The 25,897-nt window shown below is 35.7% G+C and carries 28 protein-coding genes and 2 tRNA genes; 23 read left to right on the forward strand and 7 right to left on the reverse strand.

Annotation, left to right across the window (positions count from 1 at the left end):
* The first annotated feature begins 82 nt into the window (after positions 1-82).
* A complete protein-coding gene (locus JFT89_RS25695) occupies positions 83-526 on the forward strand; it encodes an acyl-CoA thioesterase (protein ID WP_016096052.1) in 444 nt (147 codons plus the stop codon).
* A 36-nt stretch (positions 527-562) separates the two neighbouring features.
* On the opposite strand, the gene JFT89_RS25700 is transcribed toward JFT89_RS25695, so the two are convergent.
* Positions 563-1,342: a M15 family metallopeptidase gene (locus JFT89_RS25700; protein WP_016096053.1), complete on the reverse strand. Its 780-nt coding sequence runs from the start codon at positions 1,340-1,342 to the stop codon at positions 563-565.
* 264 nt (positions 1,343-1,606) lie between these two features.
* Between JFT89_RS25700 and motA the strand changes: the two genes are divergently transcribed.
* Positions 1,607-2,401 carry a flagellar motor stator protein MotA gene (motA, locus tag JFT89_RS25705; protein ID WP_016096054.1) on the forward strand — a complete coding sequence of 265 codons (795 nt, stop codon included), beginning with the start codon at positions 1,607-1,609 and terminating at the stop codon, positions 2,399-2,401.
* Positions 2,391-3,176 carry a flagellar motor protein MotB gene (motB, locus tag JFT89_RS25710; protein WP_002165023.1) on the forward strand — a complete coding sequence of 262 codons (786 nt, stop codon included), beginning with the start codon at positions 2,391-2,393 and terminating at the stop codon, positions 3,174-3,176. Before motA ends, motB begins: the two co-directional genes overlap by 11 nt.
* Before the next feature lie 28 nt (positions 3,177-3,204).
* On the opposite strand, the gene JFT89_RS25715 is transcribed toward motB, so the two are convergent.
* Complete coding sequence (locus JFT89_RS25715; RefSeq protein WP_016096055.1) at positions 3,205-4,032, reverse strand: 5'-nucleotidase, lipoprotein e(P4) family; 828 nt, start codon at positions 4,030-4,032, stop codon at positions 3,205-3,207.
* A 353-nt stretch (positions 4,033-4,385) separates the two neighbouring features.
* On the opposite strand from JFT89_RS25715, the gene JFT89_RS25720 reads away from it, so the two are divergent.
* The 3 genes from JFT89_RS25720 to JFT89_RS25730 all read left to right on the forward strand — a co-directional run bounded on the left by JFT89_RS25720 (position 4,386) and on the right by JFT89_RS25730 (position 7,203).
* Positions 4,386-5,270, forward strand: coding sequence for an ABC transporter ATP-binding protein (locus JFT89_RS25720; protein WP_002067421.1), 885 nt, complete (start codon positions 4,386-4,388; stop codon positions 5,268-5,270).
* A 2-nt stretch (positions 5,271-5,272) separates the two neighbouring features.
* Positions 5,273-6,499 carry an ABC transporter permease gene (locus tag JFT89_RS25725; protein WP_002015418.1) on the forward strand — a complete coding sequence of 409 codons (1,227 nt, stop codon included), beginning with the start codon at positions 5,273-5,275 and terminating at the stop codon, positions 6,497-6,499.
* Between the two features lie 272 nt (positions 6,500-6,771).
* Positions 6,772-7,203, forward strand: a complete 432-nt coding sequence (locus JFT89_RS25730) for an Rrf2 family transcriptional regulator (protein ID WP_002088848.1) — start codon at positions 6,772-6,774, stop codon at positions 7,201-7,203.
* A gap of 61 nt (positions 7,204-7,264) precedes the next feature.
* Here JFT89_RS25730 and JFT89_RS25735 read toward each other — a convergent pair whose 3' ends face one another.
* On the reverse strand, positions 7,265-7,930 hold the full coding sequence (locus JFT89_RS25735) for an aquaporin (RefSeq protein ID WP_002067333.1): 666 nt from the start codon (positions 7,928-7,930) through the stop codon (positions 7,265-7,267).
* 142 nt (positions 7,931-8,072) lie between these two features.
* Complete coding sequence (locus JFT89_RS25740; RefSeq protein WP_002138508.1) at positions 8,073-9,038, reverse strand: DMT family transporter; 966 nt, start codon at positions 9,036-9,038, stop codon at positions 8,073-8,075.
* A gap of 99 nt (positions 9,039-9,137) precedes the next feature.
* On the opposite strand from JFT89_RS25740, the gene JFT89_RS25745 reads away from it, so the two are divergent.
* Complete coding sequence (locus JFT89_RS25745) at positions 9,138-9,710, forward strand: helix-turn-helix domain-containing protein (RefSeq protein ID WP_002034214.1); 573 nt, start codon at positions 9,138-9,140, stop codon at positions 9,708-9,710.
* A 74-nt stretch (positions 9,711-9,784) separates the two neighbouring features.
* On the opposite strand, the gene JFT89_RS25750 is transcribed toward JFT89_RS25745, so the two are convergent.
* On the reverse strand, positions 9,785-9,970 hold the full coding sequence (locus JFT89_RS25750; protein WP_002088845.1) for a PspC domain-containing protein: 186 nt from the start codon (positions 9,968-9,970) through the stop codon (positions 9,785-9,787).
* A 213-nt stretch (positions 9,971-10,183) separates the two neighbouring features.
* Here JFT89_RS25750 and JFT89_RS25755 point away from each other — a divergent pair, with 213 nt between their 5' ends.
* The 5 genes from JFT89_RS25755 (at position 10,184) to JFT89_RS25775 (ending at position 14,796) form a co-directional block, all read left to right on the forward strand.
* A complete protein-coding gene (locus JFT89_RS25755) occupies positions 10,184-11,425 on the forward strand; it encodes an amidohydrolase family protein (protein ID WP_016096056.1) in 1,242 nt (413 codons plus the stop codon).
* Positions 11,426-11,537: 112 nt separating this feature from the next.
* Complete coding sequence (locus JFT89_RS25760; RefSeq protein WP_016096057.1) at positions 11,538-12,833, forward strand: purine/pyrimidine permease; 1,296 nt, start codon at positions 11,538-11,540, stop codon at positions 12,831-12,833.
* 165 nt (positions 12,834-12,998) lie between these two features.
* Entirely contained in the window at positions 12,999-13,223 is a 225-nt protein-coding gene (gene gerE / locus JFT89_RS25765; RefSeq protein WP_000659484.1) for a spore germination transcription factor GerE, read from the forward strand.
* Between the two features lie 108 nt (positions 13,224-13,331).
* Entirely contained in the window at positions 13,332-13,994 is a 663-nt protein-coding gene (locus tag JFT89_RS25770; RefSeq protein WP_002067344.1) for a type 1 glutamine amidotransferase domain-containing protein, read from the forward strand.
* A gap of 163 nt (positions 13,995-14,157) precedes the next feature.
* The gene (locus tag JFT89_RS25775) at positions 14,158-14,796 is read left to right on the forward strand and encodes a TetR/AcrR family transcriptional regulator (RefSeq protein WP_001233017.1); all 639 of its coding nucleotides are present in this window, start codon (positions 14,158-14,160) and stop codon (positions 14,794-14,796) included.
* Positions 14,797-14,845: 49 nt separating this feature from the next.
* Here JFT89_RS25775 and JFT89_RS25780 read toward each other — a convergent pair whose 3' ends face one another.
* On the reverse strand, positions 14,846-15,529 hold the full coding sequence (locus JFT89_RS25780; RefSeq protein ID WP_201040901.1) for a type 1 glutamine amidotransferase domain-containing protein: 684 nt from the start codon (positions 15,527-15,529) through the stop codon (positions 14,846-14,848).
* Between the two features lie 369 nt (positions 15,530-15,898).
* On the opposite strand from JFT89_RS25780, the gene JFT89_RS25785 reads away from it, so the two are divergent.
* The 8 genes from JFT89_RS25785 to JFT89_RS25820 all read left to right on the forward strand — a co-directional run bounded on the left by JFT89_RS25785 (position 15,899) and on the right by JFT89_RS25820 (position 21,841).
* Positions 15,899-17,224 (forward strand): MFS transporter, encoded by a 1,326-nt coding sequence (locus tag JFT89_RS25785; RefSeq protein ID WP_201040902.1) that lies wholly within the window; start codon positions 15,899-15,901, stop codon positions 17,222-17,224.
* A 348-nt stretch (positions 17,225-17,572) separates the two neighbouring features.
* Positions 17,573-18,397, forward strand: a complete 825-nt coding sequence (racE, locus tag JFT89_RS25790; protein WP_207197550.1) for a glutamate racemase — start codon at positions 17,573-17,575, stop codon at positions 18,395-18,397.
* A 130-nt stretch (positions 18,398-18,527) separates the two neighbouring features.
* Positions 18,528-19,577, forward strand: a complete 1,050-nt coding sequence (locus tag JFT89_RS25795) for a GerMN domain-containing protein (RefSeq protein WP_016092378.1) — start codon at positions 18,528-18,530, stop codon at positions 19,575-19,577.
* A gap of 132 nt (positions 19,578-19,709) precedes the next feature.
* On the forward strand, positions 19,710-20,447 hold the full coding sequence (gene rph, locus JFT89_RS25800) for a ribonuclease PH (protein WP_002015340.1): 738 nt from the start codon (positions 19,710-19,712) through the stop codon (positions 20,445-20,447).
* 11 nt (positions 20,448-20,458) lie between these two features.
* A complete protein-coding gene (locus JFT89_RS25805; protein WP_016096061.1) occupies positions 20,459-21,067 on the forward strand; it encodes an XTP/dITP diphosphatase in 609 nt (202 codons plus the stop codon).
* 13 nt (positions 21,068-21,080) lie between these two features.
* Complete coding sequence (locus JFT89_RS25810) at positions 21,081-21,584, forward strand: metallophosphoesterase (RefSeq protein ID WP_002067355.1); 504 nt, start codon at positions 21,081-21,083, stop codon at positions 21,582-21,584.
* 108 nt (positions 21,585-21,692) lie between these two features.
* Positions 21,693-21,766: transfer RNA gene (locus JFT89_RS25815), tRNA-Gly, on the forward strand.
* Position 21,767: 1 nt separating this feature from the next.
* A tRNA-Arg gene (locus tag JFT89_RS25820) sits at positions 21,768-21,841 on the forward strand.
* A gap of 50 nt (positions 21,842-21,891) precedes the next feature.
* Here the strand turns inward: JFT89_RS25820 and JFT89_RS25825 are convergent.
* On the reverse strand, positions 21,892-22,506 hold the full coding sequence (locus JFT89_RS25825; protein WP_000473869.1) for a PH domain-containing protein: 615 nt from the start codon (positions 22,504-22,506) through the stop codon (positions 21,892-21,894).
* A 315-nt stretch (positions 22,507-22,821) separates the two neighbouring features.
* Here JFT89_RS25825 and JFT89_RS25830 point away from each other — a divergent pair, with 315 nt between their 5' ends.
* The 3 genes from JFT89_RS25830 (at position 22,822) to tig (ending at position 25,855) form a co-directional block, all read left to right on the forward strand.
* A complete protein-coding gene (locus JFT89_RS25830) occupies positions 22,822-23,070 on the forward strand; it encodes a hypothetical protein (RefSeq protein ID WP_001983650.1) in 249 nt (82 codons plus the stop codon).
* A 198-nt stretch (positions 23,071-23,268) separates the two neighbouring features.
* A complete protein-coding gene (locus tag JFT89_RS25835; RefSeq protein ID WP_201040903.1) occupies positions 23,269-24,267 on the forward strand; it encodes a hypothetical protein in 999 nt (332 codons plus the stop codon).
* Between the two features lie 310 nt (positions 24,268-24,577).
* Positions 24,578-25,855, forward strand: a complete 1,278-nt coding sequence (tig, locus tag JFT89_RS25840; RefSeq protein WP_002034203.1) for a trigger factor — start codon at positions 24,578-24,580, stop codon at positions 25,853-25,855.
* Positions 25,856-25,897: the final 42 nt, after the last annotated feature.

Raw genomic sequence — 25,897 nt, forward strand, 5'->3', positions numbered from 1 at the left:
TCTTCATGTTGAAGAGGCAATATTTATAACTTTATATTTCTGTTTATTCTGTTTATTTTAAGGGCGAAAAGGAGAGGGAACGATGAAGAGAATTTCTTATATTGAAGACTTTGAGCAATGGGAAAGTGGTTTTTCATTTTATAATCCTGTCAAAGTTCGTTTTGGTGAAGTAGATATGTTTGGACATGTAAATAATGTCGTTGCTTTTACATATTTTGAAGAAGCGCGTATCGCATTGTTTAAAGAACTAGGATTTATGCAAGAATGGACACATGAATCATCAGAAACGATGATAGTCGTCGCAGATCTACAATGCAATTTTATTAAACAAATTTATTTTGATGAGCAGTTGAAAGTATATGTAAAGGCGGGAGCGGTTGGGAATTCCTCTTTAGATTTACACTATATGGTCAAAAATGCAGAAGGAGAAGTTTGTTTAGTTGGACGCGGTATGATGGTCCAAGCATCGAAAAAAACTGGAAGAGGCGAACAGTGGCCTGAGGAATGGAAGGAATTATTACAATAATAGAATAAAAGAAAAATAAGAGAGCGATTCGCTCTCTTATTTTTTGTCCTTCGTTGCCTCTTCTAATGTTAGGTGGTGCTTATATATGTATGCGGCATATGGATTGCCAACGTAGCGTAAGTGCCACGGTTCATATGAATATTCTGTTGTCTCTGTTTTATCCTCTAAATAACGAATGACAAATCCGAACTCATGGGCATGTTCTGCAACCCATTTCCCTTCTGCTGTCTTTCCGAAAATTGGTTCTAATTGGAATTTGGCAGATTTTGAGCTAATATCCATTGCTAGACCAGTTTGATGCTCACTTGTTCCAGGAATTGCACTTACCGAATCAGCCTCAGCTTTTCCTTGGCGTTTAATATATGTATTATGTAATGACTGTTGGCGTTTGTAAGAACGGTAACCTGAAACTGCTGTAAGTTCTAAACCTTCTTCTTTCGCTGCTTGGAACATTTTTTCAAGAGCGTCTGCAGCATCTTTACGAAGTAATGTTTTCTCTTTATCTTTTGGACTAGTAAATGGTACGTTCGGTTTCGTTAAATCTTCTGGAATGTACCCATCTGGTAATTTACGATGTTTATTGACTAATACAAGAGCAGAATCTGGATTTGTTACAATGGAAAAATTATCATCTAGTTTCTTTGCATTATGATCAGCTTTTGGAAAAGCAGGAATCTCTTCTTTTGGATGGTTACTATGTTTTTGACTTTCGACAGCTTTCGCCTCATTTTGCAGTGGTGATTTAGAACCAAAGTAAGCGAAAGATGTGATACCGATTACAATAGTAATGGCAGAAATAATTATTATCTTTTTCATGATACCTTGTAATCACTGTCCTTTCTTAATAAAATATGTATCGTTTTTATTATAAGTCTAGTTTATTGAAAAAGAAATATAAGAGTCATAACGTAATAGAAATGCAAAGAAAATGTCAGAAAATGTGTGAAAATGTAGTATTTTTTCATATAATTCATTTCTTATCTTTCATGAAGTGCATTTTTTATGTAATATATGTATATAAGAAGATGTAGCGATTATCGAGAATAAAAGACCTCTTGTATAGACTAGGAGTGAATGGGAATGGATTTTGCAACAATTATTGGAATCATTTTAGGAGTATTAGCGGTAGTCGTAGGGATGGTCGTCAAGGGCGCTGACATAACAGCTTTACTAAATCCTGCCGCAGCACTAATTATTTTCGTCGGTACATTTGCTGCAGTGTGTATTGCATTTCCGATGAATCAACTAAAAAAAGTTCCAAAATTATTTAAAGTTCTTTTTGGTTCAAATAAAAAAGATTTAAGTTATGAACAATTGCTAGAATTATTTGTTCATTGGACATCTGAGAGTAGAAAATACGGTATTTTATCTTTAGAGCAACAATTAGATAAAATTCAAGATGAATTTCTTTTGCGTGGTATGAAATTTGTTATTGATGGCGTATCTGCGGAAGATTTAGAACAAATTTTAGAAGCCGAATTAGAAGCGATTGAAGAGAGACATGCAAAAGGGGCTGCTATTTTTTCGCAAGCTGGTACATATGCACCTACACTAGGGGTTTTAGGTGCTGTTATTGGTCTTGTAGCTGCACTTGGAAATTTAACTGATATTGAAAAGCTAGGGCATGCTATTTCAGGTGCGTTTATTGCAACGATTTTCGGTATTTTTTCAGGTTACGTATTATGGCATCCATTTGCAAACAAATTGAAGCAAAAGTCTGCTGCTGAATTAGAGAAGAAACGTTTAATTATTGATTGTTTATTAATGTTACAAGAAGGTACATATCCGTTTATTATGAAAAACCGCATTTTAGGTGCGCTTTCTGCAACTGAGCGTAAGAAGCTAGAAAAAGGAGCGGAAAAAAATGCGGAGTAAGAAAAATAGAAGAGGCAAAAAGAAAAAACATGAAGAGCATATTGATGAAACTTGGTTAATTCCGTATTCTGATATGCTAACTTTGTTGTTTGCACTGTTTATTGTTTTATTTGCAATGAGTAGTATAGATGCTGCGAAATTTAAACAGATGGCAGTAGCTTTTCGAAGTGAACTAGCAGGTGGAACAGGAAATAAAGAGTTTTTAAGTGATCAAAAACCAAAGGAAGAAAAAGAATTATCGGCAAGTAGTTTGGAATCTGAGAAGATCAAAAAAGATGCTGAAGCTGAAGTGAAAAAGCAAGAAATGAATGAATTAAAAGCAGTACAAAAAGGTATTGATAAGTATATTGAGGAAAAGCAATTATCTTCTTCTTTTAAAACCGATTTAACTGAAAAAGGTTTAATGGTAACAATATTAGAAAATGTACTATTTGATTCAGGGAAAGCAGATGTGAAGTTGGAATCGTTAGGGATTGCAAAAGAGATGTCTAACCTACTTGTTTCCGCATCACCTCGTGAAATTACAGTGTCTGGTCATACAGATACTGTTCCTATCGCAAATGCTCAGTTTGCATCAAACTGGGAGTTAAGTACACAGCGTGCCGTTAATTTTATGCAGGTATTACTTCAAAATAAAGATTTGCAACCAGAAAAATTTAGTGCAATTGGTTACGGAGAATACCGTTCAATTGCACCAAATGATACACCAGAAGGAAAAGCAAAAAATAGACGTGTAGAAGTATTTATTTTACCTTTAACAAGAAATATGCAATAAAAGAGGATGGCGAAAGCCATCCTCTTTGTTATTTTGCATCAAATGATTTTAAATTGTCACGACGAATTTTATCTTTTTCTGCATCTGATTTTTTGAAATCATAGTCATATAAAGCGCCTTCCCAATCGCCATACATCGGATTAGGGAAAATGATGAATTTCTCACCAAATTGTGCTTTTGAATCTGCGACTGTTTGATTGCGATCTTTTACAGATTTTCCATCAAAACCAGTGAAGTCAGATAAGTTATCACCGAAGAATAGGACAATATCATGTGTTTGAGAAACAAGTTCACGGCGTTTTTCTTTTCCTTTTTCTTTCGGGTCTTGTAGTAATATGTGTTCTTTCGTTGCTTGAGGAGCACCTACGCGCTCGAGATTTTTAATTGTTGCATCTAGTTGATTCGTTTTACGATTTGAGATGTAGTAAATATCTACACCTTTAGACTCTGTATATTTTAAGAAATCAATAGCGCCTGGAAGAGCTTCAGCTTCAGCTTTATTAATCCAATCGTCCCATTTATAAGGATAGCCTTTTCCTGTTTTTACGCTCATTGCTTGATGGGGACTGTTATCTAAAACAGTTTCATCTAAATCAAGTACGATAGCAGGTTTTTTGTTTGTGCCTTTTGCAAGAGCTGCATCAAGCTTCAATTGACCAATATTGTATCCTTGGTAGTATAGTGCTTTCGTTTCACCAGCTGTTTGATACCATAAATCAGCCATCAATTGCTGGTCTGTTAATTTTACTTTTTCTTCTTTCGCCACTGTTTTCTCAGCTGTTCCTGAACATGCTACAAGCGATGTGGAAAGAACGGCTACAGATAATAAAGTGGTAATACCCCTCTTCATCTTCATATGTATCCTCCTTGATGTTAGTAAATCATTTAATATTATATATTAAAATATAATGCTTTTTATATTTTTTTTTATGAACATTTGCATATTGTCTTTTGTATATGTAGTAGTTTGTCCTATATTAGAAAGATGGGTTAAATAATAATAATTATTTTGACAAGTTTTATTGTCGTAATGACAATTATAATTGACAAAAACGGGATTTTTATTTACAATTTTAACTAAATGAAACAAATGATGGGTTAGGTGTAGTGATACATATAAGAGAATGAAATATAGTACTATATTTCATTCTGAACAATCATAGGCTTTAACAGAGGGTACGAATGATACTAAAGGGGAGGCTTTATACATTGAGTTTACAAATTCAAAACTTAACAAAAATATTCGGAGAATCTAAAGCGGTTAATGGTTTGCAAATCTCGTTACCGAAAGGTGAAGTGTTAGGGTTACTTGGCCGAAATGGTGCAGGGAAAACAACGACAATTAAAATGTTACTAGGCTTATTAACGCCAAATGAAGGTTCTATTACGTGGGATGGAAAATCATTTGGTGATAGCGGGGTAACAATTGGATATTTACCAGAAGAAAGAGGATTATATACAAAAAGTAGAGTAATAGATCAGTTGCGATATTTTGGCAGATTAGAAGGAATGACGAAAAAAGAAGTGGATCTTGCAATTGATTACTGGTTAGAGCGCTTAGCAATCCCAGAATATAAATTCAAAACAGCAGGAGAACTTTCGAAAGGGAACCAGCAAAAAATTCAATTGATTGCTGCTCTTCTTCATGATCCAGAACTTCTTATTTTGGATGAACCATTTAGCGGACTTGATCCAGTTAATGCTGGAATGTTGGCTAGTATTATTGGAGAACAAGTACAGAGCGGAAAGACAATTATTTTATCTAGTCACCGTATGGAGCAAGTAGAGGCTTTTTGCCAACATGTATGTATTTTGAAAAAAGGCGAAGCGGTCGTAGAAGGACAGTTAAGTGATATTAAGAAAGAATACGGTTTCCGTAATTTAACTATTGAAGATACAGTAGAGAATGAAAAGGGATTAGAAGCTATACACGTTCCGTATGAAAAACAACAAGGCCTTCTTTATGTAAAAGTACAAGGCGATGCAGAAGCTCTAAAGATTTTGCAACAGTTGCAAGAGCAAGGTATTAGCTTACGACAATTTAAAATGTTAGAGCCGACGTTAAACGAAATCTTTGTAGAGAGGGCGAAATAAAGATGCGTAAATTTTCTCATGTATTTTCATTTTATTTTAAGGAAGCGTTTTTATCTAAAAAATCATTAATTACGAGTGCGATTTTATTTTTAGTTGTGTTTGGTATTTTTGCATTTAATCATTTTACTTCAGGCGATGATAAAAATAAGGATAAAGATAAAATTGCAGTGGTAGTAGAGAGTTCCACATACAAAGTACAAAAAGAAGAGCTAAATAAGCTATTGCCATCAGCAAAAATAACGGTCGGTTCAAAGGATGATTTTGATAAACTGCATAAGCAAGTAGAAGAGGGGGATTTAGATGGTCTATTCCATGTGACGGAAAAGGATGGGACTCCAGCAGTTACATATATGTATAATGGATTTCCAAGCCAAGCAACTTCTGCGATTATGGCGGGTTATTTAAAACAACAATATACGAAGGTGACGATTGCAAAAAATAATGTTTCACCAGAAATTGCGCAGCAATTACAAGCAGAAATTCAAGTGAAGCAAGAAGCGATAAAAGATCGTACATCTTCTTTCGGAATTGCATATTTCTTTACATTTGCTTTGTATATGTTTATTGTAGCTTTCGGAAATACAATCGCAATGAATATTGCATCTGAAAAGGCGTCACGTGTAATGGAAGTAATGCTTCCGAAAGTAAAGCCTCTTACGATGATGTATGCGAAAATTTTGGCGGTTGTTTCAACGGCGTTATTACAACTTGTAATATTGGCGTGTGGTTATCTTATTCCTTATTTGTTAGGTTGGGTCGATTTAGAAAGTGCTTCATTACTTGGTGTTCCAATTGACTTTACAAAATTAGATGCAAAGGTTATAAGTATGTTTCTTGTTTATTTCATTACGGGGTATTTACTTTATGCGATGATGTACGCTGCGGCTGGAGCTGTTGTGTCTAAGACAGAGGATTTACAAGCTGTATCTTTCCCGATAATGATTTTGATCATGGCTGCATTCTTCATTAGTATTAAATCATTAAGTGATCCAAATAGTACTATTGTTGTTGTAAGTTCGTATGTTCCGTTTTTCACACCAATGGTTACCTTCTCGCGGATTGTAGCTGGTGAAGCAGGTATGTTAGAGATTACGATAACATTAGTAGTTTTATTGGCGACGATTGGTATATTAAATGCGATTACAAGCCGTATCTATGTAAACGGTGTAATGAATTACTCTGATAAAGTGAAGTTTAAAGATTTGGCGAAATTTATAAAGCGTCAATAATAGAGGGAAAGCATGATTTTCTAATGGAATCATGCTTTTTCTTTACCCCGCTATTTGTGGGCAGTAAAACTCCCATCTCAAAATTCAGCTGGAGCAAAGAAGTTAGATGGGAGTCGGGCTGCCCGTAAACGCCCGATTGGTGAAGGCTAATAATCAGTGGGGGATGAACAAAACCCCCACTGATTAAAGTTTCACTTTATGTATAAATTAAAAATAGTATATAATAATAAGAGTTGTCTTTTAATAGAATGAATAAAAAGGAGGGTGTGCAGATGGGAATTAGTAGTCGTTTTACAGTAGGTGTTCATATGTTAACGTTACTTGCAATAGATCGAAACTCTCGCTGTACCTCTGAATGGATTGCTGGTAGTGTGAATACAAATCCAGTTGTGATTCGTCGCATTACAGGAATGTTGAAGAGAGCAGGACTTGTTGATGTACAAGCTGGTAAAGGTGGTACGACACTTGCTCGTGATTTAGATGAAATTACATTACTTGATGTATATAAAGCTGTGGAAGTTGTAGAAGAAGGACATCTATTTTCTTTCCATGAAAATCCCAACATTGAATGTCCAGTAGGAGCTAATATTCAATCGGTATTAGAGATTATTTTAATACAATCGCAAGAAGCGATGGAAAACGTACTTGCAAATGTAACGGTGCAGCAATTAGTTACAAATTTAAAGTCGAAAATTAAAGAATAAAAAGAAGCGAGCTTCCTCATGATGAGGGCTCGCATTTTTTTATTCGGAAATATTGAAAGTTCTATTTTTCCGTATTTAAAATAAACTTTCCTACAACAGCTGCTACGATACCACCAAAAATTGGGGCAACGATGAACACCCATAGTTGAGAAATTGCTTCTCCTCCAGCGAATAGAGCTGGTGCGATACTACGAGCTGGGTTAACAGATGTTCCAGTTAACGGAATACCTAATAAGTGAATTAATACTAATGTGAAACCAATTACTAGTCCAGCTAAAGAAGAACTTCCCTTTTTACCTGTTACAGCAACGATAACTAAAACAAATACGAAAGTTAAAATGAATTCAACTAAAAATGCTCCAGATAAACCAAGAGTTCCAAAACTATTTTGTCCTAAATTATCTAAAGGTAATTTAGCAGATCGTAAAATTGTTACTAACGTTGCAGTTCCTAATAAACCACCTAAAATTTGAGCTAATAAATAATAGCTAAGTTCCATAGCGTTCATTCTTTTGTTGATGAACATAGCGATTGATACTGCTGGGTTAATATGACATCCAGAAATTGTTCCAATGCTATATGCCATAGCCACGATAGATAATCCGAAAGCCATAGCGATACCTAATGTTCCAATTCCTTCAATTCCGCCACCAATGACAGCTACTCCAGTTCCGAATAATACAAGTACAAATGTACCAATAAATTCAGCAATTGCTTTTTTTAACATAATTTACCTCCTATTAATGCACATGAAACGTATTATAACATAGGTTTTAGTATAAATAGCTAATGAAATACTATTCTGATAAGGCGAAATAGGGAGATAATAAAAATAGATATGGTTCTATGAAGAAGAACCATATCTATTTTTATGCTGATTTTTTTTGTTTAATGACTGGAACAGAACGGTTTAAAACACTATTTACGATCATTCCTAGCATGATAATAATCATCCCAATCAGTGACAGCCCGCTAGGGAATGAACCATTTAAGAAAATAATCTCACCAAGCACAGTGAAGACCATCGTTCCAGCTTGTGTTGCTTCAACAGCTCCAAGTAAAGCAAGATTGTCTTTTGCTAAGTCAGTAGCAAAGAAAAATGTCATCGTCGCAATAACTCCGGAACATAATGCTAACAAAAATCCTTGCATCATTTGACTTGATGATGGAATACCGGTAGTGGAAAATCCGTATATACCAAGTAGGATTGTAATAGGGAGACTTCCGATTGCCATTCCTAATACACGTTGGAATGTATCAAGACGCCCGCCAACAAGTTCCATCATTTTTCGGTTACCGAAGGGATATAAGAAAGCTGCTAAAACGACAGGCAAAAAACCAGAAATGAATTGAGTCATTGTAATATGACCCGCTTCAGTAGCTTGCATACAAAGTACACCAAGTAAAATAAATAAAGCGACGTATAAACTGCGCAGTGGAATTTTTCCACGTACAAGTTTTGTACCAGATTTTGTTTCTATTTTAATGAAGAATAATGGCGATAAAAGTAAACCTGCTAATATCGTAACTTGCCAAGTTCCAGCAACGAGCCAAGCTGGAGAAAAAACAGCTGCGAAACTTAATAAAGAATAGAAGCCGATGCCAGCGACCGAGCCCCACCCGATCCATACAAATGGATGTTTTTTTAATTCTTCCCATAAAGCTCCTAAGTTTTTGCGAAATAAAACGATAAGGAATAAAATAGGGAGAGCAAATAGAAAACGGAAGGAAGCAGTCCAAGCCCAGCTTGTTCCAGATACATTCATTGCTCTGTTAATAATAAAGGTTGCAGAAAAAAAGGCCGATGATAAAAGACCTAGTAATATTGCGCGCATGAAATATAACACTCCTTTTGGAAAAAATAATTATGTATAGTATAATATACTTTAAAATAATAAAAGTAAACTTTTTTATACTTTAAGGTGGTTTTATAGATGAAAGAAAATGAAGATATGCAAACGAAAGAAGTAATTCAGCAAGTAGGTCAGCTATTAAGACAAATTCGAAATGAACAAAAATTAAGTTTAGAAGAATTAGCCCAAAAAACAGGGGTTAGTAAATTAACATTAGGGAAAATTGAGAGAGGCGAAACAAATCCAACGTTAGCTGTCATTTGGAAAATAACGAAAGGGTTATCGATTCCTTTATCGAGATTAATGGTTGTTGGAGAACCAGTAGCTGTTGCGCGCTGCGGAGAAGGATTTGCAGTAGATGTAGGACAAGCATGGCATTTAGAAACGATGTTCCGTTACACGAAAGAAACAGGGATGGAAATGCACCGTGCTTGTTTAAGAGCGAATAGTATATATGAACCGGAAGCTCATCATGAAGGAGCAATTGAGCTTGTAACAGTAATGAAAGGGAAAGTTTCTATTCAAGTTGAGAATGACGTATATGTGCTAAATGAGTTTGACTCCATTCAGTTTGAAGCTAATAAGAAACATAGTTATAAAAATGAAGAGGATGAAGTAGCGGTATTACATTTAACGATGAAATATTCTTCATGAAAAAATCACCTATAGAAAAGAATTCTATAGGTGATTTTTTATATGCTCTTCTTAAGTATATGGAATGATACCAGTTAGTACGCGCGTGGCATAAGTAATAAACAAATAAAATAAACTAAAAATCCCGTTCCAAAACATAGAATAGCAATGACCCAAATAATACGAATGAGAGTAGAGCTAATATCAAAATATTCTCCTAAACCACCGCATATACCAAATAACATTTTATCAGTTTCGGATTTATATAACCTCTTCGACATATTATGATCCTCTCCTTTTTATATCACCGCTGTTATGTATGAGTGATACAGTGTACTTTTATTCTATATGGAAATTTATGAGAAGACCATTAGGTTATATTACATTTTTTTGTGAAAGGACAATACAGTGGATTAATTGTCTTAATTTTCAGTTGGTATTAAAATGAAAATGAGGGTGTGACGTATTTTCTAATATAAGGTGGGGAAATGGTAATGACATTATATTGGTTGACTAATGTAAAGCTTGAAACAGGTTATACATATGAAGAAGCAAAAATTTCACAAACGGAAACTGGGATATGCAGTCTTCTTATTGAAGATGGGCGAATTAAAAGAATTATATCGGGAATCGCCCAAGAGGAAGGAACGTTAACTTTTGATGCTAATCGTTTATTAGTTTTACCAGCTTTTGAAGAGATGCATATTCATATTGATAAAACATATTATAGTGGGCCTTGGAAAGCTTGTATGCCAGCAGAAAATATTTTTACACGTTTTAATGAAGAAAAAACGATTTTACCAAAGCAATTAGCAACTGCTCAAGACAGGGCGGAAAATATGCTAGAGTTATTGCTTCGAAATGGCGCAACAAATATTAGAACGCATTGTAATGTGGATCCGGTTATTGGACTTCGTAATTTAGAGGCAACGTTAGCGGCTTTAGGAACATATAAAGATCGGTTGTCTGGTAGAATAGTTGCATTTCCGCAACATGGATTATTGCGAAGTAATTCTATGCAACTTGTGAAAGATGCGATGCGTATGGGCGCACAATTAGTTGGCGGAGTGGACCCGGCTACAGTAGATAATGATATTGAAAAATCATTACATACGATTATGGACATTGCGGTAGAATTTAACGCGGATGTTGATATTCATTTGCATGATGCAAATAACCTTGGAACGTTTACAATGAAGAGATTGGCAAGTCTAACGGAAGAAGCAGGATGGCAAGGTCGTGTAACAATTAGTCATGCGCTTGGACTTGGTGGTGTTACTGATAAAGAAGCTGAAGAAGTGGCAGAAAGACTAGCAGCATTAAAGATTGATATCACTTCAACCGTTCCAATCGGTAAACAAGTAATCCCAATTCCGTTACTAGATAAAAAAGGTGTTAAAGTTTCATTAGGAAATGATAGTATTACAGATCATTGGTCTCCGTTTGGCACAGGTGATATGCTTCAAAAGGCAAATCGATTGGCAGAACGATTTGGTTGGAGTGATGAAAGGTCTTTAGGGAAAGCTCTTCGTTTTATTACTGGAGGGAAAGAAACGTTAAATAATGAAGGGAAACGAGTGTGGCCGAATGTAGGGGATGAGGCCAGTTTTGTTTTAACGAATGCAACATGCGCCGCGGAAGCAGTGGCTCGTCAAACAGAGAAGCGTGTAGTTATGTATAAAGGGAATGTTGTTATAGGGGATTTAGATCAAGTGAAATCTGATAATCTTGTATAGAGGAATCGTTTAGATGTTTTTAGAAGGGTTCTAATTGTGAAAATAGAACCCTTCTTTTTTATTTAGTAGAAACAGGGAAGTACTATACTTCCTTATAAGGAAGCAAGAAGGGATGAAAAGTTTGGACAATCAACATAATCAAAATCATATTATGGGAACTTTGCAATGGTTTATTTTTTTATTAGCAAACTCAATCGCGCTACCAATTGTCGTTGGCGGATTATTTCATCTTACGACGGAAGAAGTATTTTATTTAATGCAGCGTACGTTTTTCGTAGTTGGTATATCTTCTTTTTTACAAGGATGGCTTGGACATAAGCTTCCGATTGCGGATGGACCAGCTGGATCTTGGGTTGGTGTATTTACCGTGCTTGCTTATGCAACTGTAGGGCAGGATCAATTACATAGTACATTGCAAATTTTAGAATTAGGAATGATGGTTGCGGGAGTTGTTTTAATAGGGCTAGGAGTAACGGGAGTTATCGGGCGTATTTTATTTTTATTTACGCCGCTCGTGACAGGGACGTTCTTACTTTTATTATGTTTACAATTAAGTGGTGTATTTTTAAAAGGAATGCTAGGAATTACAGCTACTGTTTCTCAAATTGATGGATTTACAGCATTAATTGCTTTTGGCATATTTTTATTCGTAGTCATACTCTCCAACTTCGGAAAAGGGTTTGTTAAAAGTTATGCGGTTTTAATAGGGCTAATTAGTGGCTGGATTATTTTTCTCATTGCAGGAAAAGTGACGATCCCATCTCAAGTAACTCATTTTGTGCAACTTCCACATATATTCGCGTGGGGAATTCCAAAATGGAATACAGGTATGGCTGTATCAAGTTTCGTTATGGTATGTATTTTAGTTTCAAATACAGTGGCAGCTATTATAGCAATTAATCAAGCTACCATTCATAAAGCGACTATTGAACAAAAACAGTTGAGAGATGGTACGTGGGTCGGAGGGATTTCGCATATGATTTCCTCTTTGTTTTCAACTGTAGGTGTCGTTCCATTACCAGCAACGGCAGGTTTCATACGTTTAACAAATCAAAAGTACATGCGTTCATTCTTATTTGCATGTGTACTATTAGTCGGTATGTCGCTGTTTCCAAGTATTATCCGCTACTTAGCCTCTCTGCCATCCGCGGTCGCATCTGCGGTTTTAATGGCTTCGTTCGTACAGTTAATTGGAATTGGATTTAATAATATAAAACAAGTGGAGCTCAGCGAAAGGAATGTAACGATTTTAGGAGTTGCTATATTATTTGGAAGTGGTGTTATGTTTTTACCGTCTGGAGCACTCCAATCCTTGCCGTCTGTGATGCAATATATATTCGGAAATGGTTTGTTCGTAGGTACAGTTGTCAGCATATTACTAGAACAAATATGGCGTACTGAAAAGTAAGTGGATAAAAAGAGTGTACGCACTGTATAAAAGTCTAAAATAACATAAGAAATAAAGCCCATTTTCATTCACCACCTGCACATTTCGCTCATACAATATCTTGACTAAATAAACACCCAACTTACACATATACAGCTCTGGCTTAAGCAAGGAGGGTTATACCAGTTGAAGGAAAAAGCGTATCAATCTAAACCGTTACTCACAAAGAGAGAAAGAGAAGTATTTGAATTACTGGTTCAAGATAAAACAACGAAGGAAATTGCAGGTGAACTGTTTATAAGTGAAAAAACAGTACGTAATCATATCTCAAACGCAATGCAAAAGCTAGGGGTTAAAGGACGTTCACAAGCAGTTGTTGAGCTTCTTCGTATGGGAGAGCTCGAACTATAAGAAAGCAGCCGACTTTTATACAAAAGGTCGGCTATTTTTCTGTTTGTTTCATGCTCCATATGAATGATAAGAATGTTTCATACATAAATAGGTAGTAAGGGAGGGGATATGTTGAAAAGGGTATTATTAGTTTCAACAAGCGCTCATGATCTAAAGGGACACCCGACTGGTTTGTGGCTGGAAGAGCTCGCAGCTCCTTATCATTTATTTAAAAAAGCTAAGTTCGATGTTGATATTGTGTCGATAAAAGGCGGGAGAGTACCAATTGATAGAGTGTCTATTCCGAATGGCATACCTCGTGAATTTAAGCATGTCGCTTCTTTATTGCAAAATACGAGGGCGATTTCAACTGTTCATTCATCAGAGTATGATGCGGTATTATTTGGTGGTGGGCATGGGGCGATTGTAGATTTTCCAGGTAATCCATATGTAGCAAATTTAATTGATAATATGTACAATAATAACCGGATCGTAGCGGCTGTTTGTCACGGGGTAAGTTCTTTAGTTGGTGTGAAAAATAAAGATGGCTCGTTTTTTGTTGCCGGTAAGCGTATAACAGGTTATACAAACGATGAAGAAAAAGCTGTACATTTAGAAAATCGAGTTCCGTTTTTGCTAGAAAGTAAGTTGAAAGAAGAAGGGGCTTTATTTTATGTAGCACCTAATTTCACGCCGCATGTTGTAGTAGATGGGCGTTTGATTACAGGGCAGAATCCGCAGTCTAGTGTGGGAATAGGTAAGGCTATAAAAAGAGCTGTAAATAAATTATAGAAAAGGTGCCCGCTACTAACAAAGGTAGCGGGTACTTTTTATGTATAGCGTAGATTGAAATTGTAATAAACTAAAAAGACGTAATGAGTATAATAACTTCATTTATAAACATTCATGAATTTGCTATACTATTTTGTATGAACAAAAGGGGAGGCTCTTTTAAATGAGAAAAGTAGCGTGTGCAAATACTTATATTAATAAAATAAAGCCCGTTATTCGAAAGACGAGTTTTAGCCAATTAAAAATAGATGAGATTGCGAAATATATGGATATTAGTAAAGCTACTTTATATAAACGTTTTTCTTCGAAAGATGAGATTATTGAGGCAGTAGTAGAGGATTTTATAAACTATCTTCTTGAAGGAGATGCGGATAATCAAGATGAAAGTATGTCGTTTACAGAACGTTTCCAAAAGACGTTTATCCATTCTTTAAAATGTGTGACGTATATTTCGGATGTCTTTTTACAAGATTTGAAAGAAGCGTATCCGCATTTGTCGGATCAATTAGTCGCTGCACAACAAAATCGCAATCGTAATTTGCAAATGTTTTTTGAGTCGGGTATGGAACAAGGTTACTTTAATAAAATGAATGCGCAACTATTTATGGTGCAAGATGATGTGATGTTAAGACGCATTATAGATCATACTTTTTGCATTCAGTACGATATTACGTTAAAGCAAGCGATACTTGATTTCTACAATTTGAAGAAATACCAACTGTTTAAACCGGAATTTTTAGATGTAGTTGATGATTCTGAAATTGAAAAAGAAATTATAGCCAATTTACAAATGATTTCGTAAAAAAAGCAGATTTCCCTTACTAGAGGGAAATCTGCTTTTTTAGTACATATTATTTTTGCAACTGTTTTAATACTAATTCAGCTACTGGACCACCTGAAGCAGGGTTTTGACCAGTAATTACACGATTATCTTCTACAGCGTAAGCTTCCCAAGGTTGCGCAGCTTTTTCGTAAAGTCCCCCATATTTAACGAGTTCATCTTCTGTTAAAAATGGAACGAATTGATCTAATTCAGCTAGTTTCTCTTCTTTATTTGAGAATCCTGTTACTTTTTTATCGTTAATTAAACGATCCCCGTTACTTAATGTGATATGGAATAAACCAGCAGCTCCGTGACAAACAGAGGAAACAATTCCGCCATTTTCATAAATGTTGCGGCTAATATTTTGAAGTTCTTTGTTTTCTGGGAAGTCCCAAATAACTCCGTGACCACCCGCGTAATAAATAACAGCGTAGTCTTCTTGATTCACTTCACTCGGTTTCATTGTAGAACCGAGACGATTCATAAATTCTTTCTTTTGATACCATTCCCAATCAATGCTCTCCGCCATCGCTAAACTATGCGGATCAATCGGTGTATAGCCGCCTTGTGGACTGACATAATCTACTTCGTAACCAGCTTCTTCTACTTTTTTAACGAAATGGACAGCTTCACCAAGCCAAAGCCCGGTAGCTCTATTTAAATTTGGGTATTTTTCTACGCTCGTTAATACAACTAACATTTTTTTCTTCATCATAATCCTCCTGTAATGTTTCTTCTATATAAAAGTTCTTTATTTACTTAATTTTATTAAGTTAGAAATTGCAAATTTGAATAACCATGTCAGTCCCCCTTATACCGGATTCGAAATTAGTGTATAACAATTTTTGGACAAAGTAAACTAAAAACACTAAATTGGTTTACTTTGTATATTTCTCGTTGACAAACTGTAATGCTGAAACTATGATAGTTCCATGAATATCGAACAACATAATGTTACATTTCGAATTCAATTTGTCGCGCGATAAATTTATACATTTGATGAAGTTGTTTAGTAGTGATAGAGGAGCTAAACAACTCTATTTTTCATTTACAGTTACTACAATCAGAAGAGGTGTTACGCATGGGGAAAGATATAAGTAACCATTCAAAATGGTTTGTTTTCACATTATGTTTTATCGTTTTATTAGGACCGATGAATGCGGTTTTATTTAATGTAGCGTTAGAGGATATTGCTAATGATTTATCTATTAGTCAATCGAAAGTAAGTTGGGTTGTAGTAGGTTATTCCTTAGTTGTCGGTATTGGTTCGATGATATATGGGAAGTTGGCTGATCGTTATAGCGTGAAAAAACTATTGATTATTTCAATTATCATATTTGTAGCGGGTTCTATTATTGGATTTATGAATCAATCTTATGCGATTACCATTCTTGCAAGATTAGTGCAGGCGAGTGGGGGCGCGGCGTTTATTGCGCTTAGTATGATTGCAGTGGCAAAATTAGTTGCTCCTGCTAAGAAGCCTGGTGCACTAGCGATGATTAGTTCTTCTATTGCATTAGCAATAGGCATTGGTCCTTTAGTTGGCGGGGCTATTACAAATACATTAGGGTGGCCATATTTATTTTTATTTATGGTTATTTCAGTAGTTGGGATTTTCTTGCTTATAAAATTTATGCCAGAAGAAGCGCAGCATACGGATGAAGCGTTTCATTTTGATTACATTGGAGCGGCGTTATTATTTGCATTCATTACGACTGTTTTATTAGGTGTCAATATTAATAGTTGGCTATTTGTGTTATCGGTAGCTTTCTTATTTTTATTCACGGTTCGTATGAAGAACGCGGAGCATCCATTTATTGATATTGAGTTATTTTCGAACAAACCATTTCTTCGTTTAATAGCGGTCGGGTTTATAATTAATGTGGCGTTATGTGCTAGTCTATTATTATTGCCATCACTGTTAGGAAGAGTGCACGGATTGTCGCCATTCGTTATCGGAATTGCATTGTTTGTTGCATCACTCTTTGGTATTGTATCTAGTTTTATTACGGGAAAGATTGTCCCTTCGTTTGGAAATGTGAATATGATTTATGTAGCGTCTGTCATTATGATCGTTGGCTTTTTAATTTTAGGATTTATTCCGAATGGAAGCATAGTCGTTATTGTATTGGCGATTATTTTAACATTTATGAGTTATTCAGCTATTCAAGTATCATTAAACACATTTATACCGAAAACATTACATCCAGCTAAAGTTGGAGTCGGTCTTGGTTTATATAATTTAATTAACTTTTTCGGTATGGCATTTGGACCAGCTGTAGCGAGTAAAGTTATGGAATCTACAAATAGTTATCGTTTGAATTTTATTTTAATCATCATTTTAATTTCTGCTCATTTCTTCTTATTAATAGGAATGTCTTCTTTCCGAAAAAAGATGGAGCAATAAAGTGAAACTTTAATTAGTGGGGGGCATCCCCCACTAATTATTAGCCCACACCAATCGGACTTTTACGGGCAGCCCGATCCCCCATATAACTTCTTTGCTTTCGCTGAATTTTGAGATGGGGGTCTTACTGTCCGGCAAATAGCGGGGTAAATACGCAATTTATATAGAAGAAACCGACTTTCATATAGAAGGTCGGTTATTTTTCTGCCTTGCAAATTATGAAAAAAAGGAGCAAAATAAAAAAGGTCCTGATCTATATAGGTACAAATGAAAATTTTTATACAGGGGCACTTTAAGTTAGCGAACTTAAAGTGTGTAAAATATACTGATAAACATAAAAGATGATGAATGAGAAAACGGGTGATTAAGTTGAATAGAGCGATCGGTGTTATTGATTCAGGAGTGGGCGGTTTAACAGTAGCGAAGGAATTAATTCGTCAGTTGCCGAAAGAGCGTATTATATATTTAGGGGATACAGCACGTTGCCCTTATGGTCCGCGTTCTCGTGAAGAAGTGCGTCAATTTACGTGGGAAATGACGGAGCATTTATTAGATTTAAATATCAAAATGTTAGTTATTGCGTGTAATACAGCAACTGCGGTTGTATTAGAAGAAATGCAGAAAGAATTACCAATTCCAGTAGTTGGAGTTATTCATCCAGGATCACGTACAGCTTTAAAAGTGACAAATACGTATCATGTTGGGATTATTGGAACGATTGGAACAGTAAAAAGTGGCGCCTATGAAGAGGCGCTAAAGTCTATTAATAACCGTGTTATGGTAGAAAGTTTAGCGTGCCCACCTTTCGTTGAGCTTGTAGAGAGTGGGAATTTCGAAAGTGAAATGGCGTATGAAGTTGTAAGAGAAACATTGCAACCGTTGAAAAGTACTGACATTGATACGCTTATTCTAGGATGTACCCATTATCCGATTTTAGGTCCTGTTATTAAAAAGGTAATGGGGGATCAAGTACAATTAATTAGTTCGGGTGATGAAACAGCGCGTGAAGTAAGCACGATTTTATACCATAGTAAGATGTTAAATGACGGAGAAGAACAAAGTGATCATCTCTTCTTAACGACTGGTAAAATAGGCCTGTTTAAAGAAATTGCATCAAAGTGGTTCGGTCAGCCGATTGAAAATGTGAAGCATATCAATTTAGAAATAGAATAATAGTAGATTCATATAAGAGAACTCCTGAGAAATCAGGGGTTTTTTCTGTATAAGTAGCCATAGCTTGTTCTAAAACATGAAACAGCTCGTATACATAATAGTACAAACTTAGATTTTAGGGGGGAATGGCATGCCTAAATCCACTTTTAAATGGGTTGTTGGTGCTACTGTGAGTGCGATTTTATTATCAGGGTGTGGCTTGTTAAATCAAGAGAAAGCGACAGAACAAATTGATCCGCCAAAAAAAGTTACGTATACAGAAGGTGAAAAGAAAGAAACTGCTAAAAAAGATAAACAAGGGCAAACAGTAAATAGAGAGTTATACCTCGTTGATAAAAATGGATATGTCGTACCGCAAACTATTGCAATGCCTACTCCGAAAGCGAATGAAGTTGTCCAGCAAACGTTAGAGTATCTTGTGAAAGATGGACCAGTTACAAATTTATTGCCAAATGGATTTCGAGCAGTCCTTCCAGCGAATACGACGATGACCTTGAATTTGAAAAAAGGCGGGACAGCAGTAATTGATTTCTCTAAAGAAATGAAAAATTATTCAAAAGAAGAAGAACGTCAAATTGTTGAATCAGTAGCGTGGACTTTGACTCAATTTACAGAAATAAAACAAGTGCAGTTCCAAATAAATGGTGAAAAGCTAGCGAAGATGCCTGTTGCGGGTACGCCGCTTGGTGAAGGTGTAAGTCGTGCGAATGGAATTAACTTTGATGATGAACAAGTAGCAGATGTGACACATACAAAACCGGTTACACTTTACTTTATGGCGCAAAATAATAATAAGCAGCAATATTACGTACCGGTAACAAGGCGCGTTGCAGAAGGAAAAGAAAATGATTACTCGGCAATTGTGGATGAGCTTGTAAAAGGTCCGATTCAAGGATCGCTACTAAATGATTTTAATCCAGGAGCTAAGCTTCTTACGAATCCAAAAGTGGAGAACGGAAATATTACATTAAACTTTAATGAAAATATATTTGTGAACCCAGACAAAAACATGATTTCAAATTATGTGTTGAAATCGTTAGTCTTATCTTTAACGGAAAAACAAGGTGTGAAAAATGTTTCTATTGAAGTGAATGGGAAAGCAAATCTTATGGATGAGAAAGGTGAAAAGTTAATAAAACCTGTTGATCGTCCACAAAACGTGAATACAGGTAGTTTTTAATCGCGAATAATTTGATATACTTATGTAAGAAAGGGGAATTGCTTTTTGAGTTCCCCTTCTTTTATTGTTATACATATCGTACATTTAAATTTGGCTATACTAAATGAGAGTATTTATGAGGGGGTTATTTTTATGCGAGTAGATGGTAGAGGAAAGGCAGAGCTACGCCATATACATATTCATACAAATTATTTAAAACATCCAGAGGGATCAGTACTAATTGAAGTTGGGGATACAAAGGTAATTTGTTCAGCGACAATTGAAGAGCGTGTACCGCCGTTTATGCGCGGAGAAGGAAAAGGCTGGGTAACAGCAGAATACTCAATGATTCCACGTGCGACAGAGCAACGTACAATCAGAGAGTCAAGTAAAGGGAAAGTAACAGGGCGCACAATGGAAATCCAGCGTTTAATTGGACGAGCATTACGTGCGGTTGTTGATTTAGAAGCGCTTGGCGAAAGAACGGTTTGGATTGACTGTGATGTAATTCAAGCGGATGGCGGAACGAGAACAGCTTCTATTACAGGTGCTTATGTAGCGATGGTATTAGCTTTTGAAAAATTATTGCAAGCAGAAAAAGTATCTAAAATTCCGGTGAAAGATTATTTAGCGGCAACGTCAGTAGGTGTTGTTGAAGAACAAGGTGTTGTTTTAGATTTAAATTATGCTGAAGATTCTAAAGCAGACGTTGATATGAACGTTATTATGACTGGAAAAGGTCAGTTTGTTGAAGTGCAAGGAACTGGAGAAGAAGCGACGTTTAGCAGAGCTGAATTAAATGAATTACTTGATGCTGCTGAACAAGGGATTTTCCAACTTGTTGAAAAGCAAAAAGAAGCGTTAGGTGACATCGTATCTCATATAGAGTAGAGGTGGAAAATATGAAGCAAGTTGTTGTAGCGACGAAAAATCTTGGGAAAGTACGTGAGTTTGCTGAGTTATTTGAGAGATTTGACTTAGAAGTGAAATCTTTACACGATTTTCCTCATATTGAAGAAGTCGAAGAAACTGGTGAAACATTTGAAGAAAATGCAATTTTAAAGGCGGACAGTCTTAGTAGACAGTTGAATTCCATCGTAATTGCGGATGACTCTGGTCTTATTGTAGATGCCTTAAACGGGAAACCAGGTGTGTATTCAGCTCGTTTTGCTGGAGAGCCGAAAGATGATCAGGCGAATATAGATAAGGTGTTACAAGGGTTAACTGACGTCGATTTAGAAAAACGTACAGCTCGTTTTTACTGTGCGCTAGCAGTTGCTTTCCCTGAAGTGGATAAAGAGCCGGTTATTGTAAACGGAACGTGCGAAGGGAAAATTCTAGAACAGCGCCGCGGGGAAAATGGTTTCGGATACGATCCGATCTTTTATGTAGAAGAATATAAAAAAGCGATGGCTGAGCTAAGTTCGGATGAGAAAAACGCAATTAGTCACCGCGGACACGCGCTTCGTAAATTAGAAGAAAAAATCCCAGAATGGTTTTTAGAAGAATAAGGGAGAGAGATTGATGAAAGCTTTAATCGTAAGCGATAGTCATAGCTCTGTGAAGGAATTACAGCAGTTAAAAGAGAAGTACGAAGGGAAAGTAGATGTCATGATTCATTGTGGTGATTCAGAGCTAACACCTGCTCACGAAGAGCTGCAAGGTTTCCATGTTGTAAAAGGGAATTGTGATTATGCTAACTTTCAAGATGAAATTGTAACTGATGTAGATGGAATTCGCTTCTTAGTTGTACACGGTCATCGTCATAATGTGAAAATGACATTACAAACATTAGCATATCATGCAGAAGAAGTAGGAGCGCAGGTAGCATGCTTTGGACATTCTCATGTATTAGGGGCAGAATTACTTGATGGGATTTTATTTATTAATCCAGGAAGTATTTTGCTCCCGCGCTCTCGTGTAGAAAAGACATTCGCTTTATTAGAAATGGATGAAAATCATATAGAAGTTCGTTTTGAAACATTAGACGGACAGCTGGTGGAACAAGCAACTTTTAAAAGAGGATAATAAAAATTATCCTCTTTTAAAAAAGTGTTGACTTTATAAGTGGTTATGAATATAATAAATATTGTCGATAGGGCAACGGCGCTAACGAAGAAAAATGAAATAACATATGCGGGTGTAGTTTAGTGGTAAAACAAGAGCCTTCCAAGCTCTGGTCGAGAGTTCGATTCTCTTCACCCGCTCCATGTCCCAGTAGCTCAGCCGGATAGAGCATACGCCTTCTAAGCGTACGGTCGGGAGTTCGAATCTCTCCTGGGACGCTAACAAAACCTTGTTATCTTTTGATAACAAGGTTTTTTGTTTGTTTAAATTAGTTATTAATAAATTTTTCAAAGACAAAACCATAATCTTTCACATTATATTGTTTCTTCGTATCAACGAGCCAGTTAAAGGCGATCTCGTTCATCTCTTTAAATTGCTCTGCTAAATTTACTTGGGCGTTTGAAATACGGCTGAAAGCGTTAGATGCCATATCTAGACTTTTGTGTGCATACTGCAATGTAATATCGTTGTCGTATGAGATTTCTTCTATTTTAAGTAAAGCCTTATATAAATCTTTTAATTCTTCAATATGTTTTTTATGAACATCAATTGAGTAATGTTCATCTCCCATTTGAAACTTAATTTCTACATCTAAATCAATTGTTCCCGCAGTTTCAAGTGCTACGTTTTTAATTTGATATTTACTATAGCTAAAGCGGCGTAGTGTACGTTTTTTACTTGTTGCGCTTGTACCATCTAGGTGGATTAATCCTTTGTTTGTGAAACAATATTCATCTGATTTTGATTTAATTAGAAAATAAATTTTCTCCCCATCTTCATGCATCACGTAATCATCAGCATCAACTTTATCGTAATCTTTCGGTGTAATGACAGATCCTACATCGCTTAGTCCTAATACATCTGCAGCCATTTTTTTAAACATGTATAATCCCCCTTGTAAATTAAATTCTTAATTGTACAAAAATATATTAACACGATTTTAAATCAATTTTTGAAATCTTACAATTCTGTAAGGTAACTGTAAGGAAGTTCGATGGTAACAAATTACTAATCCTCTATAATGAAGATAACAACGATACATGAGGAGGAAGAGATGATGAAAGGATTAATTGTAACGGGTTTAACAGTAGCTTTTGGGTTTGTGGCGTATGAAAAGTTAACATATGTAATTGATGTTGTAAAACATTTAGTAGCGTAGAAAAAACTGCCATGAGAGGGAAAGGGAATGAGTGAATGAATGGAATGGTTATTTGGAATTATAGGTACTTGTAGTGTAGTTTTATTGTTCTTTGTCCCGAGTGGTATACTTAGTTCGACAACAAGTTTGTTCTTTTTGAGTTTGTTTGCTTGTACGATGCTTATTATTATGTTTTTAATGAAGCGAAGTAAACCAATCTTCTATTTTAGCATGATTGTTATGGCAATTATTGTTCTCCAAATTATTACCCTTGTTATATACCCCACAATTATAAAAGCTTTCCATTAATGATGAACCCTCTGCCGTCTGTTGCTGAGGGTTTTTGTTTGTGAAAAATGAATTTCATTTAAAAATTTGTTGCTTTTTCGTTATGAAAATAGAATATTCCTATATTTCAAATAAATAATTTTGGAATGTTGTGTTCTCATTACGCATTTGATATATTTACTTTGAAGATCATTAAAATCTAGAAAAAGAGGCGGACGTATGGATAAAAAAGAAAATACGGTCGTATTGTTTCCGCAACTATCAGAACGCTATATTGATAAAGGTTTTTTAGCGTTGAAAGAGCGGGAATTCGAAGATGCATTGCGCTGCTTTGAAATATTACGTCAGTATAATGCAGAAACGGAACAAACAGAATTAGCTTCCGTTATTTGTTTGCTAGAATTAAAACGTATGGAAGAAGCGAAAGAAAAATGTGAGCAGTTGCTTGAAACAGGAGCTGTATTATTTGGTGATATTCTTGAAACGTATGTAACTATTTTAGTTCAAACAAATGATTATGAAGGTGTCATTGAAACTGTTGAGGAAGTTTTGCAAACGAAAGATATAATTCCTGAGCAAAAGGAAAAATTGGCGCAGCTTGCTTTGTTTGCGCAAGGGATGCTGAATGAAGAAGATACACCGCTAGTGGATTCGAATTTTGAATTAGAAGAATTTACCGATGGGATTTTTGGAGAAAACTTTGGTCAAAAGCTAAGAGTGATCCAGAAACTTTCGTTAAAAGACCTGGATCTCGCACTTCCTACTTTAAAGAAATTTTTAATAGACGAAGATCAGCACCCGTATTTAAAAACTTCTATTTTGTATAAAATGGTAGAAAATCAAATAGAAGAAGAGATAGAAGTAGAGAAGTTTGGAAATACGATAAAGGTGATTCCAGCATTTATAGGTCATAATGAGGAGCAATCCGATAAAATTATACATAAATTCTCAAACCGATTAGAGCAAAATTATCCAGATATATTTAGTACGATGGTTACATACTGGAAAGAATTACAAATTAGCATTTTTCCGTTCCCTCTATTAATGGATAAAGTAGAAATTTGGGCTGCTGTCTTAGAGAGAATTGGAAGAAAGCGTTTCGGATTGGCTATTGATGAAGAAGAACTTATGACAGCATACAATATTGAGTTTGAGGAATTTCATATTGCCTATCAATGGTTACTGCGCATTGAAAGAGAAGGGTATTTGCCCGTATAATTATGAAAAAGAATCGTTCAGTTATTGAAACGAGCACATTCTATGTTATAATGTAAGGGTTGCAAAAGGCAGAAATCTGCCTGTTTGTAAGAGAAGAGGAGTATAATTCTCTTACTTAATATGTTTCATATTAGTCTCGAACAAAATATACCGTAGTTGTCTTTTAGACAATTAGTAGATTGGAACATTGTATCTGAAAGCTTTTTGCTAGAGGGTTATTTGTACATTTGTTATTTCAAGAAAGAGATAATAAAAATTTTAATCTATAGAGGTATGTGCATACATTATTATAGTTGGAGGGAAAGAATAAATGTCTACAAAATGGGAAAAATTAGAAGGTAACGTTGGCGTTTTAACAATCGAAGTTGATGCTAAAGAAGTAAATAACTCTATCGACGCTGCATTCAAAAAAGTAGTAAAAACAATTAATGTACCAGGTTTCCGTAAAGGAAAAATGCCTCGTCCATTATTCGAACAACGCTTTGGTATTGAATCTTTATACCAAGATGCTTTAGATATCATCTTACCAAAAGCATACGGTGAAGCAATCGATGAAGCTGGTATCTTCCCAGTTGCTCATCCTGAGATTGACATCGAGAAATTCGAAAAAGGCCAAAACTTAATTTTCACTGCAAAAGTTACTGTAAAACCTGAAGTTAAATTAGGTGATTACAAAGGTTTAGCAGTAGAAAAAGTTGAAACAACTGTAACTGACGAGGATGTAGAGAACGAAGTAAAAGCTTTACAAGAGCGTCAAGCTGAACTAGTTGTTAAAGAAGAAGGAACTGCTGCAGATGGTGATACAGCTGTAATCGACTTCGAAGGTTTCGTTGATGGCGAAGCATTTGAAGGCGGAAAAGGCGAAAACTATTCTCTTGCAATCGGTTCTGGTACTTTCATCCCAGGTTTCGAAGAGCAAGTAATTGGTCTTAAATCTGGTGATTCTAAAGAAGTTGAAGTATCATTCCCAGAAGAGTACCATGCTGCTGAATTAGCTGGTAAACCAGCAACATTCAAAGTAACAATTCACGAAATCAAAACAAAAGAACTTCCTGAGTTAAACGACGAGTTCGCTAAAGATGCTGACGAAGAAGTTGCAACTCTTGATGAATTAAAAACAAAACTTCGTACAAACTTAGAAGAAGGCAAAAAGCACGAAGCTGAGCACAAAGTACGTGACGAAGTAGTAGAATTAGCTGCTGCTAACGCTGAAATCGACATTCCAGAAGCTATGATCGACACTGAGTTAGATCGTATGGTTCGTGAATTCGAGCAACGTTTAAGCCAACAAGGTATGAACCTTGAGCTTTACTACCAATTCACAGGTACTGATGCTGACAAATTAAAAGAGCAAATGAAAGAGGATGCACAAAAACGTGTAAGAATCAATCTTGTTCTTGAAGCTATCATTGAAGCTGAAAACATCGAAGTTACTGAAGAAGAAGTAACTGCAGAAGTTGAAAAAATGGCTGAAATGTACGGTATGCCAGTAGACGCTATCAAGCAAGCTCTTGGAAGCGTAGACGCTTTATCTGAAGATCTTAAAGTGCGTAAAGCTGTAGACTTCTTAGTAGACAACGCTGCATAATAAAATAACAAGGCGCGATTTTAATCGTGCCTTGTTTTATAA

Source organism: Bacillus sp. TH25 (assembly GCF_016650935.1).
Taxonomy (GTDB): domain Bacteria; phylum Bacillota; class Bacilli; order Bacillales; family Bacillaceae_G; genus Bacillus_A; species Bacillus_A mycoides.